Raw genomic sequence first — 220 nt, 5'->3', positions numbered from 1 at the left:
ACCATCACTATATCACTATCGATGAGCTGCAAATCGGTCTCGTCCTGCTGGCTTAATTTAATGGTCGCAGATACCTCAAGTTCCCCAACCACTTGCTCAGGTAAGATAATTTTCAGATCCGCCACCTGCTCTGCATGGGCCTGTTCTATAGTCAAAACGCCGTCAACCCCCTTACCATCAGAGGCTATCGCCTCCTCTGGCAAACCTTCGATTTGCAAAG

At 48.6% G+C, this 220-nt stretch carries 1 protein-coding gene; it reads right to left on the bottom strand.

The features are described 5' to 3' along the window. Nucleotides 1-220 (bottom strand): hypothetical protein (locus A3762_RS27265; protein WP_197469083.1); only part of this gene is annotated, 220 nt, incomplete at both ends.

It is taken from the genome of Oleiphilus sp. HI0125 (assembly GCF_001635355.1).
Note: the sequence above shows the minus strand (reverse complement) of the source record. Positions and strands in the feature narration are given on the sequence as shown.